The 10,599-nt window shown below is 68.7% G+C and carries 9 protein-coding genes; 6 read left to right on the plus strand and 3 right to left on the minus strand.

What is annotated here, in order from left to right; all coding sequences use genetic code 11:
• Positions 1 to 70: 70 nt before the first annotated feature.
• Positions 71 to 1,285, minus strand: a complete 1,215-nt coding sequence (gene xseA, locus V1460_RS05850) for an exodeoxyribonuclease VII large subunit (RefSeq protein ID WP_338672552.1) — start codon at positions 1,283 to 1,285, stop codon at positions 71 to 73.
• Between the two features lie 149 nt (positions 1,286 to 1,434).
• On the opposite strand from xseA, the gene V1460_RS05855 reads away from it, so the two are divergent.
• The 4 genes from V1460_RS05855 to V1460_RS05870 all read left to right on the plus strand — a co-directional run bounded on the left by V1460_RS05855 (position 1,435) and on the right by V1460_RS05870 (position 4,435).
• Entirely contained in the window at positions 1,435 to 2,424 is a 990-nt protein-coding gene (locus tag V1460_RS05855; protein ID WP_338672553.1) for a 4-hydroxy-3-methylbut-2-enyl diphosphate reductase, read from the plus strand.
• 30 nt (positions 2,425 to 2,454) lie between these two features.
• Entirely contained in the window at positions 2,455 to 3,192 is a 738-nt protein-coding gene (gene ppgK, locus V1460_RS05860) for a polyphosphate--glucose phosphotransferase (protein ID WP_338672554.1), read from the plus strand.
• 122 nt (positions 3,193 to 3,314) lie between these two features.
• Positions 3,315 to 3,755: a helix-turn-helix domain-containing protein gene (locus tag V1460_RS05865; protein ID WP_198602818.1), complete on the plus strand. Its 441-nt coding sequence runs from the start codon at positions 3,315 to 3,317 to the stop codon at positions 3,753 to 3,755.
• The gene (locus tag V1460_RS05870) at positions 3,644 to 4,435 is read left to right on the plus strand and encodes an IS630 family transposase (protein ID WP_338672555.1); all 792 of its coding nucleotides are present in this window, start codon (positions 3,644 to 3,646) and stop codon (positions 4,433 to 4,435) included. Before V1460_RS05865 ends, V1460_RS05870 begins: the two co-directional genes overlap by 112 nt.
• 249 nt (positions 4,436 to 4,684) lie before the next feature.
• Here the strand turns inward: V1460_RS05870 and V1460_RS05875 are convergent, their stop codons facing one another.
• On the minus strand, positions 4,685 to 5,362 hold the full coding sequence (locus tag V1460_RS05875) for a DUF6542 domain-containing protein (protein WP_338672556.1): 678 nt from the start codon (positions 5,360 to 5,362) through the stop codon (positions 4,685 to 4,687).
• A gap of 233 nt (positions 5,363 to 5,595) precedes the next feature.
• Between V1460_RS05875 and ychF the strand changes: the two genes are divergently transcribed.
• A complete protein-coding gene (gene ychF, locus V1460_RS05880) occupies positions 5,596 to 6,684 on the plus strand; it encodes a redox-regulated ATPase YchF (RefSeq protein ID WP_338672557.1) in 1,089 nt (362 codons plus the stop codon).
• A 653-nt stretch (positions 6,685 to 7,337) separates the two neighbouring features.
• On the opposite strand, the gene V1460_RS05885 is transcribed toward ychF, so the two are convergent.
• Positions 7,338 to 8,117 (minus strand): hypothetical protein, encoded by a 780-nt coding sequence (locus V1460_RS05885; RefSeq protein WP_338672558.1) that lies wholly within the window; start codon positions 8,115 to 8,117, stop codon positions 7,338 to 7,340.
• 370 nt (positions 8,118 to 8,487) lie between these two features.
• Here V1460_RS05885 and V1460_RS05890 point away from each other — a divergent pair, with 370 nt between their 5' ends.
• Complete coding sequence (locus V1460_RS05890) at positions 8,488 to 10,599, plus strand: hypothetical protein (RefSeq protein ID WP_338672559.1); 2,112 nt, start codon at positions 8,488 to 8,490, stop codon at positions 10,597 to 10,599.

Raw genomic sequence — 10,599 nt, forward strand, 5'->3', positions numbered from 1 at the left:
GCCTGGTGTCCCCTCCACGTCCACTCCAAGGCCCGCGCCCTCGTCCGTCTTCGCCGTCATGCGCTCCACCCTAAGTGCGGGGTCCGACAGTGACCGTGAACTCGCCTTCCGAGACCCTGGCCCGCAGTTCCTCGTCCGACGAGACCTCGCCGGGCGCCCGTACCACCGCGCCGTCCGCACGCTGGAGCACCGCATACCCCCGCTCCAGAGTGGCGGCGGGGGACAAGGCGAGCACCCTGGCCCGGGTGTGCGACAGCTCGGATTCGGCTCGGTCCAGCAGATGCCCGAGCACCCGGTGGCTCCTCGCGGCCAGCGCCTCCGTCTCATGCTCGCGCTCCTCCACCATCCGGTGTGGATGCTCCATCGAACGCCGGGCGAGAGCGTGCGCGAGCCCCCGTTCCTCCCGCTCGATGAGTCCCCGCACCATCCGCAGCGCCCGGTCCCGCAGCGCCTGCACCCGCTCCAGTTCCTCGCCGACGTCGGGTACGACCTTCTTCGCCGCGTCCGTCGGTGTGGACGCACGCAGGTCCGCGACCAGGTCGAGCAGCGGTGAGTCCGGTTCGTGCCCGATCGCCGATACCAGCGGTGTGCGGCACTCCGCCACCGTCCGGATCAGCTGCTCGTCCGAGAACGGCAGTAGATCCTCCACGCTCCCGCCGCCGCGCGCCACGACGATCACGTCCACGTCGGGCAGCGCGTCAAGCTCCCGAACCGCCTGGACCACCTGCGACACGGCGCGCACGCCCTGCACCGCCACATTGCGCACCTCGAAGCGCACGGCGGGCCAGCGCCGCCGTGCGTTCTCCAGTACGTCGCGCTCGGCGGCGGACGCCCGGCCGCAGACCAGGCCGACCAGCTGCGGCAGGAACGGCAGCGGCTTCTTCCGGTCGTGGTCGAAGAGCCCTTCGGCGCCCAGCGTCCGCTTCAGCCGCTCAAGCCGTACGAGCAGCTCGCCCATGCCCACCGGACGTATCTCCGTCGCCCGCAGGGAGAGCTGCCCCCGCGGCGCGTACCACTCCGGCTTGGCGAAGAGCACCACCCGGGCACCCTCGGACACGACATCGGCGACGGCGTCGAACACCTGGCGATAGCAGGTGACGCTCACCGAGATGTCGTACGAGGTATCGCGCAGCGTCATGAACACCACCCCGGCCCCTGGCCTGCGGGAAAGCTGGGTGATCTGACCCTCCACCCAAACGGCACCGAGCCGGTCGATCCACCCGCCGATGAGCCGCGACACCTCACCGACGGGTACCGGGGCTTCGGCTGACGTAGTGAGACCCATGCCCGCGAGCGTATCGGCACCCGCCGACAGCGCTCCGGCGGCGCCGCACGCACAGGGCCGCACGGCAAATACGGCAGATGCCGACATGGCGCCCGCGCGCCGCCGTCAGCCCTGTGGGCGATCGTTGCCCTCCGACGGCCGCCCTTACGATGGGACGCATGACTGCAACGAACGCCCGCCGCGTCCTGCTCGCCGCACCTCGTGGCTATTGCGCGGGCGTGGACCGTGCCGTGATCGCCGTGGAGAAGGCCCTGGAGCAGTACGGCGCCCCGGTCTACGTGCGCCACGAGATCGTCCACAACAAGTACGTCGTACAGACCCTGGAGAAGAAGGGCGCGATCTTCGTCGACACCACGGCGGAGGTGCCCGAAGGCTCGATCGTCATGTTCTCGGCGCACGGCGTGGCGCCGATCGTGCACGAGGAGGCCGCCGAGCGGAAGCTCGCGACCATCGACGCGACCTGCCCCCTGGTGACCAAGGTCCACAAGGAGGCCATCCGCTACGCCAACGAGGACTTCGACATCCTCCTCATCGGCCACGAGGGCCACGAGGAGGTCATCGGCACCACCGGTGAGGCCCCCGACCACATCACGCTGGTCGACGGCCCGGGCGATGTGGACAAGGTCGAGGTCCGCGACCCGTCGAAGGTCGTCTGGCTCTCCCAGACCACGCTCTCCGTGGACGAGACGATGGAAACGGTCGACAAGCTGAAGACCAAGTTCCCGCTGCTGGTCTCCCCGCCGAGCGACGACATCTGCTACGCGACCCAGAACCGCCAGATCGCGGTCAAGGAGATGAGCGCTCAGGCCGACCTGGTGATCGTCGTCGGCTCGCGCAACTCCTCGAACTCCGTGCGCCTGGTCGAGGTCGCCCTGACCGCCGGGGCGAAGGCCTCCCACCTGGTCGACTTCGCCCATGAGATCGACGAGTCCTGGCTGGACGGCGTCGGCACGGTGGGCGTCACCTCCGGAGCTTCGGTCCCCGAGGTACTGGTCGAGGAGGTCCTGGAGTGGCTCGCACAGCGCGGCTACGAGGACGTGGAGATCGTCAAGACCGCCGACGAGTCCCTCACCTTCTCCCTTCCCAAGGAACTGCGCCGCGACCTCCGCGCCGAGGCCGTTTCGCTTGTCGAGGAGTAACCGCCAGCAGTTCCTCGTAACGTTGTGTCCATGAACGTCTTCGGAGTGGACATCGGCGGATCGGGAATCAAGGGCGCTCCTGTGGACCTGGAGCGCGGCGACCTCGCGGAGCCGCGCCACAAGGTGCTCACACCGCATCCGGCCACGCCTGACGGCGTGGCCGACGGCGTGTCCGAGGTAGTGCGCCATTTCGGCTGGTCGGGCCCGGTCGGGATCACGTTCCCGGGTGTGGTCACCGGTTCGGTCGTTCGAACGGCCGCCAACGTCGACAAGAGCTGGATCGACACGGACGGCGGCGAACTGCTGGGCGACAAGCTCGGCCTCCCGGTCACCGTCCTCAACGATGCCGACGCCGCGGGCATCGCCGAGATGACCTTCGGCGCCGGCAGCGGCCGCAAGGGCGTCGTGATGCTGCTGACCTTCGGCACCGGCATCGGCAGCGCCCTGTTCCACGACGGGCGCCTCGTGCCCAACACCGAGCTCGGCCATCTGGAGCTGAACGGCCATGAGGCGGAGAAGCACGCGTCGACCAAGGTCAAGGACGACGACGAACTGAGCTGGGAGCACTGGGCGCGCCGCGTCCAGAAGTACCTGGAGCATCTGGAGATGCTCTTCTCGCCTGAGTTGTTCATCATCGGCGGCGGGGTGAGCCGCAAGGCGGACAAGTTCCTGCCGCTCATCAAGCACGTTCGGGCGGAGATCGTCCCGGCCCAGCTCCAGAACAACGCGGGCATCGTGGGCGCGGCGATGGCCGCGGCACGACGCTAGTAGATTGTCGCACCTAAGTATGGCTCTGATTGGTGGAGTTGACGGTCGGGCAGTCTCCCCTCGTCGCTTCACTTCGGCCGGGCGGGGGTGCCATGTCGTCACAAAAGAAGTATCCGGTTGCCTTGAGTGCTGAGGATCGTCAGGCGTTGGTGCGGGTGACCACGACGGGAGTCCGCAGCGCGTCGATGATCAGACGGGCGCGGGTGTTGCTCGCGCTGGATACGTCGGTCGGCGAGGTCGATCCGCGGGCGGTGATCGCGGACCGGGTCGGGGTGTCGTGCGAGTCGGTCCGGCTGGTCTCGAAGCGGTACGCGGAGACCGGCGGCGATGTGTGGGCCACGGTCGGCCGGAAGGAACGCGCCTGCCCCCCGGTGCCCTCCCCGGTGACCGGTGAGGTCGAGGCGAGGCTGATCGCGCTGGCCTGCTCGACACCGCCCAAGGGCCATGCCCGGTGGTCGCTGCGCCTGCTGGAGAGGCACGTGGCGCTGATCGAGGACATCCCGAACCTGGACCACTCCACGATCGGCCGGGTTTTAAAAAAACGGAACTGCGTCCTCACCTGAAGAAGTGCTGGACCATCCCGCCACGAGCGAACGCGCAGTTCGCGGCCCGGATGGAAGACGTGCTGGCCGTCTATGCCCGGCCCTATGACCCGGCGCGTCCGGTGGTGTGCATGGACGAGAAGCCGTACCAGCTGCTCGGCCACGTCCGCGATCCGCTTCCCCCGCGGCCCGGCCGTGACCGCCGCGAGGACAACGAGTACGTCCGCTCGGGGACCTGCTCGATCTTCTGCTGGGTTGAACCGCTGCGCGGATGGCGACGCGTGGATGCCCAGCCCCGCCGGACCAAGGTCGACTGGGCGCACCAGGTCGAACACCTGCTGACCGTGGACTATCCCGACGCCGCCACGGTCGTGCTGGTGATGGACAACCTCAACACCCACACCACCGCCTCGCTCTACGAGGCGTTCGACCCGGGGAAAGCCTTCGCGCTGGCCCAGCGCCTGGAAATCCACCACACCCCCAAACACGGGTCCTGGCTCAACATCGCCGAGATCGAGCTCTCCGCGCTCACCCGCCAGTGCCTGGACCGCCGCATCGACGACCTCACCGTGCTCAACACCGAACTCGCCGCCTGGCAGCAGCACACCAACAGCAACCAGCGCCAAGTCGACTGGCACTTCACCACCGACGACGCACGCGTGAAACTACGCCACCTCTACCCAACCACACAGCAAAACTAAGCCGCGACAATCTACTAGTGCCGCGTCAGACGACGTTTGCACGCGAGGGAGCGGCGTCCGGTGCATGGGCCCGCTCCGGGTCCTCCCGGGTCGAGGGGGTGGGGTATCCCCGGGCCCTCCCGGGCCTGGGGATAGATCGCCCGGCGCCCGATCCCCTTCGTAGTGGGCCTACTCGAGCCGCCGTCCTGGGAGCACCTCCCAGGCGAAGCTCTCGGCGCATCGCGATGGGGCGAACCTTGCCTGACGGCACTAGTGTCGGCCGTCCGGGTGCCGCAGTGCCTGCCCCGGGCGGCCGTCGGCCTTGCGGGGCGCCGGGCGACGAGCGGGAGCGCGGCGCATCAGCCGGACCTTCCGCACGGTCGTGATGACCCCCGCGACCAGGGTGCCGCCGTACAGCCACCCCGCGTTGACGGCCAGCGCCGTCACCACGGCCATGATGTGGCCCCCGTAGCCGCCCACGCCGCCCGCGACCGGGATGACGCCGACGGTGAACGCGATCGGCACACTGATCGGCGCGGTGACCAGGTCAGCCTTGCGTACCCACAGCGCGGTCAGAGCGCTGACCGGCAGGAAGAGCAGGCCGTACACCAGCGGTGAGCCGTCGAGCAGCAGCTCGTCCAGCGAACCGATCAGCAGCATGACGGCCGAGGCGAAGAGTCCGGCGCCGAGCCCGGTCAGGCGGGGATTCGGCAGCCTGCGCAGCGCGAGGAGTACCGGCGGTACCGGACGCCCCGGCCGTGGGGCGGGCCGTTTCGGCTGCCCACCGCCACCCGGCCCGTCGGTATGCCCCGATCGCGCCGGCCGGTCCTTGCTGCCCGGCCGTGCCGTGACCCGGTACACCGAGGCGCCCTCGATGAGGGCGCCCTGCCCGGAAAGAGGGGCCTGCGGCCGTGGCCGCTGCTGCGAGGGACCTGTCCTGTGCTCCACGGATCAAACGTAGGTCTCATCGCATGAGGGTTCCGCCACAAGACACGCCCTTTGGGTGACCTTGGCCATGAGTTCGACGCAAACCCGTACCCCGCTCGTACGCGAGAGCCCCGATGACGGGCTTCCCCGGTTCCCGTCGTCGGCTCCGCTGACGCGCCCGTAAACTGGTGGATCGGCCCACCCGGGTCCGGGCCCCCGGCCCACCGCCAGTCCTCACCCAGGAAGTCGCCAACGTGTCGCTCACGATCGGAATCGTCGGACTGCCGAATGTCGGCAAGTCGACCCTGTTCAACGCCCTGACCAAGAACGACGTGCTGGCGGCCAACTACCCGTTCGCCACGATCGAGCCCAACGTGGGTGTGGTCGGCGTCCCCGACACCCGTCTCACCAAGCTCGCCGAGATCTTCAGCTCCCAGCGGATCCTCCCCGCGACCGTCGATTTCGTCGACATCGCCGGGATCGTCCGCGGCGCGAGCGAGGGCGAGGGGCTCGGCAACAAGTTCCTGGCGAACATCCGCGAGTCCGACGCGATCTGCCAGGTCATCCGGGCCTTCAAGGACGAGAACGTCGTCCACGTCGACGGCAAGGTCTCGCCCAAGGACGACATCGAGACGATCAACACCGAGCTGATCCTCGCCGACCTCCAGACCATCGAGAAGGTCCTGCCGCGCCTGGCCAAGGAAGCCCGCATCAAGAAGGACGTGGCCCCCAAGGTCGCGGCGGTCGAGGCGGCCAAGGAGATCCTGGAGCGGGGCGACACCCTCTTCTCCCAGGGCATCGTCCAGGGCAGCGAGAAGGCGGAGCTCCTGCACGACCTGCACCTGCTCACCACCAAGCCGTTCCTCTACGTCTTCAACGTGGACGAGGACGAGCTCGTGGACGAGACCTTCAAGAACGAGCAGCGCGCGCTGGTCGCCCCCGCCGAGGCCATCTTCCTCAACGCGAAGCTGGAGGCGGACCTCGCGGAGCTGGACGAGGAGGACGCGATCGAACTCCTTCAGTCCGTCGGCGCCGAAGAGCCGGGCCTCGCCACCCTCGCCCGCGTCGGCTTCGACACCCTGGGTCTCCAGACCTACCTCACCGCAGGCCCGAAGGAGTCCCGCGCCTGGACCATCAAGAAGGGCGCGACGGCCCCCGAGGCGGCCGGTGTGATCCACACCGACTTCCAGAAGGGCTTCATCAAGGCCGAGGTGATCTCCTTCGCCGACCTGGTCGCCACGGGCTCGGTCGCCGACGCCCGCGCGGCGGGCAAGGCGCGTATGGAGGGAAAGGACTACGTGATGCAGGACGGGGACGTGGTGGAGTTCCGCTTCAATGTATAGGCCACGCATTACCGTGGATCTGGTGAATTAGCAAACCGCCAGGTCAAACGGGGTCGACCCGGATTCGGGTCGACCCCGTTCGCGTACCCGCGGCTGGATTTTGGCTGGATTACCTGACGCTTCGTCACCTGCCGTCATCCGTCGTTCTCCGCACGCTGGCTGGATCGCGGCTGGATGCGGCTGAACGGCGAGTCAGTTCGGAGGGGCGGCGTGTATGCCCGTGTGGGCCGAGCGTTTCGGGCCGTTGCGCCCTGGGGGCTGGATGGGGCGAACGGCCCTGTCGTCGTCCGCACAGGCGTCGGCCGGACGCCATGACGGTCCCGCGGACGCGCTTGGCCGCAGGTTCGAGTCCTGGGCGGGGCACTCGGAACATGGGGGTGGACGGAACCGCTCGGCGGCGGCGGGCATCTGGTGATCGAGACGGCTGTGCAACTGAAGCGGTAGGCCGGAGTAGGGCGAGCCCCGCGCTCCACTCTGCTGGAACGAAGTCTGCGTGATCGTCTCACTGGTGAACTCGGTGACTCGGGATTTTGGAGGGCTTTCCCGCCCTTGATACCTCTCGCGGACAGACGGACCTTCCATCACGAGAGCGCGCCGCAGAAGGACTCCACCTGGCGATGATGTGTTTTGTCCAGGTCGGCATCTATCGCCGGTCACTCGGCCTGGGGCGACATCAACCATGTCTCGAAGCCGCTCAGGTACTCGCCCATGTCCCCGAGAGACATCGGCGACGACTCGTACTGCACCGAGAGATTGACCTCGTACAGCTTGTAGGCGGGTTCCGCCTCCCGTGCCGCCGCGCACGCAGCCGCCAGCGCCCGGATCGCGCGCCCCCGGTCGCCGGCTTCCACCGCCTCCACGAGGTCGGGCCACAGCGTGTCACCGATGTAGTCGACGAGCTCCTCGACATGGGCCGCCGCCCGGCGGGCTCGGTCCTTGATCGCTTCCTGCTCGGCATCGGCGCGATGCCCGGCTCGCCGGGAGTCCCGTTCGTCGGAATCTGCCCAGGCATGGTCGCCCCAGATCTCCTCCCAGTGCTGGTCCGCCCGCGCGAGGTCTGCCGCAAAGTCGCGGTCCAGGTCTTCCTGTGTGAGCCGAGGATGCTCCCCCGAGTCACCCCTCTCGAACGCCGACAGCGGAAGAGTGAGATCGGGCATGGATCCGTCATCGCGCAGGGCGGTGAGCAGCAGTACGGCGTCGATCGCGGGGAGGACCTCCTCCATGTCCACCAGTCCTCGCAGGGATGCGAGGGACTGTTCGACAGCCATGTAGTCGTACTCGGCGATCTGGTTGTCGAGATCGCCGTGAAGATCGAGGAGGGCGCCGCCGATCGTCTCGATCTCATCCATGCGCGCCGCGATCTCCATGTCGAGACGCTCCACGATCTGCCGCAGCTCGTGCACGTCCTCGACCTGCTCTTCAAGCTTAGCCACCGCTTTGGCCAGCTCACCCATGTCATGTCCCCCTGCTTCTTGGCGGTTGCCGCATTCCTCAGGAGGCAGGCTAAGGACTCAGGCTGCCCGGTCCGCTGTCATTCGGCCACGGGGACGACTGCCCCTGGATCACGTTGCCCGGTCATTGTCATGAAGACATCCGCAAGCCTGATAACCCGCATTATCAACTACCAGAAGACGCCGGGATAGCGATCGTCGTATGGTTCTAGGCGAAGCCCCGGGGAGCGACGAAAAGGCCAGCCTGACGGCCAGAGGGCTGATGCGGCGAGAGATGAACAGGGGGGTGCGTACCGTGGCTACTGTTTCGCCGGACACGACGCTACGCGCCCCGGCACCACTCTTGGTGTCGATGACCGAGATTGCCGCTTTCGCCCGGGTGAAGCGTCCCGTCGTGTCCACCTGGCGCCGACGTCACCGAGACTTCCCCGCTGCCGTGTCCGAGAACTCGGGAAGGCCACTATTTGACGGTGTCCAGGTTGCCGAGTGGTTGATCGCGTCCGGCCTGGGCAACGCCGACCCGACGGATCTCCGGTCCGAGCTGGCTCTCTTCGGCGTCATCGCGTTGCGGGAGCGGTTCACGCCGTGGCAACTGGTCGAAACGCTGGGCAGCCTTCTGTGCCTGCGCCGACTCGACCGGGGCCGACCGCTGACCGACGGCACAAACGGCCCTCTGGGCGACGCCGAAGCGGAATCGGCCTTGTGGTCCGCCGTGCTGCGCCGCGCCGAACGGATCGACGCGGAGGACGATTTCGTCCTACGGGAACTGCGCTCTCTCGACGCCACCGCGGCCCCGCTCGCCCGACTCGCCGAGGATCTGGTAGAGGCCGCCTACGACGAGCGCGGCGCATACGAGTGGCTGCTCGCCGCCCGCTCCCGACTCGGCCTGGACTCGCTCGCCGCCGACGCCGTCGCCCCGGAGCTGCGCCGTCTGCTCACCCAGCTCACTGACATCCGTGTCCGGCTGGAGCACGGTGAGTCCCTCACTATCGCCGACCCGCACGCCAGTACCGGCGACCTGCTCGTCGCGCTCCTTGACGACACGGAGGACCGCGAAAACGTCAAGGTCCTGGCTGCCGATCTCGACGAACGGCTGGCCCGCATCACTTGCCGCCGCCTCCTCCTCGCGGGCGTAAGCGAACTCGACCTCGACGTCCAGACCGGCCCCGACCTGGAGGAGCGCCTCGCGGACCCGGACCTCGTCGTCACCCAGCTCCCCTACCGCCCCGGCGAGGACCGTTCCGTGTTCGCCGCATTGGCGGAGATCGAGCGCGCCGCCGACCTCCTTCGCCCCGGCTGCACGGCCATTGTCCTTGGCCCGGCCGACGCGCTCGTGGATGCACTCAAGGACACCGAGGCATCTCGGCTCCGCTCAGCCCTTTTGCGCAGCAATGTCGTCGAGTCCGTCATCGCGCTCCCCGGTGGTGTCCTGCCTTTCCGCCCCGGGTACCGTCCCGCGCTGTGGACGCTCACCCGCGGTCCCGTCCCCGAGGCGGAGGGCAAGGTGTTACTGGCCGACATCAGCTCCGAGCAGCTCACGACGGACGTGCGCATGCGGCTCGCCGAGGACGTCCTCCTCTGGCGCGCGGAAGGCTTCAGGGCGCTCGACGGCCATGACCCGCGTTACGGCCGTGTGGTCCCTGTCGCCGACCTGGATCGGGCCTTCGGCGGCGCGCTGACCCCGCCCGCGCCGCCCGCCTCCGCGATTTGGTCCGACGAGGTCACCGAACGCCCAGCCCTGATCGCCGAGGCCGAGGCTCGCCTGGAGCGCGCGACGGCGGACGCACGCGCGTACGAGGGCGAGCAGGGCTCCTACCGAGGAGGCGTACTGCGCCGGGTCGGCCTCCTGCCTCCGCGTACGACCCTTGGCAAGCTGATCACCGGACGCAGGGTGACCCGGCTCCCCGGCCACCGCGTCGATGACCGGCACCTCGCCCCGGATGGCCACCACGCCGTCCTCGGCCCCGAGGAGATCACGGGCAAATGGCCGGTCGGCGTGCGCCGCATCGACCGGCTGGTCCTGGCCACTGGATACGACCGGGTGGCGCTCACCGAGCCCGGCGACGTCGTCTACACCCTCACGCCCCGCCTCGGCCTGTACGTCGACCATGACGGCTTCTCGGTGGTCGCATTCCCGGCCCGCGTACTCCGCGTCAACCCCGACGCGGCCCGGCCGCTGACCCCGCGCGTTCTGGCGGCCGTGCTGGGTGCCGCTCGGGGCACCTCCCGCAGCCCCAGCGCGGTGCGGGCCGCCCGCCGCATGGAGGATTACCAGCTCCCCGACCTCGACCCGGACGAGGTGTTGCGCTTCGACGCCCTGCTGGCTGAGACGGAACGCCGGGAACGCCTGCTGCGTGCCCAGATCGACGCTCTCGCCGAGGCCCGGCGCCTGACGGTCGCCGGCTTGGCGGACGGCACGCTTACGCTGGCCGATCCGCTTGCTCCACTCATCAACCGCACGTAG

Origin of the sequence: Streptomyces sp. SCSIO 30461, from assembly GCF_037023745.1 — a bacterium.
Lineage (GTDB): Bacteria > Actinomycetota > Actinomycetes > Streptomycetales > Streptomycetaceae > Streptomyces.

Excerpts from the sequence above, each read along its gene's own strand:
- xseA (WP_338672552.1), bottom strand. The coding sequence starts at position 1,285 with ATGGGTCTCACTACGTCAGCCGAAGCCCCGGTACCCGTCGGTGAGGTG.
- ppgK (WP_338672554.1), top strand. The coding sequence starts at position 2,455 with ATGAACGTCTTCGGAGTGGACATCGGCGGATCGGGAATCAAGGGCGCT.
- V1460_RS05855 (WP_338672553.1), top strand. The coding sequence starts at position 1,435 with ATGGGACGCATGACTGCAACGAACGCCCGCCGCGTCCTGCTCGCCGCA.
- V1460_RS05890 (WP_338672559.1), top strand. The coding sequence starts at position 8,488 with ATGACCGAGATTGCCGCTTTCGCCCGGGTGAAGCGTCCCGTCGTGTCC.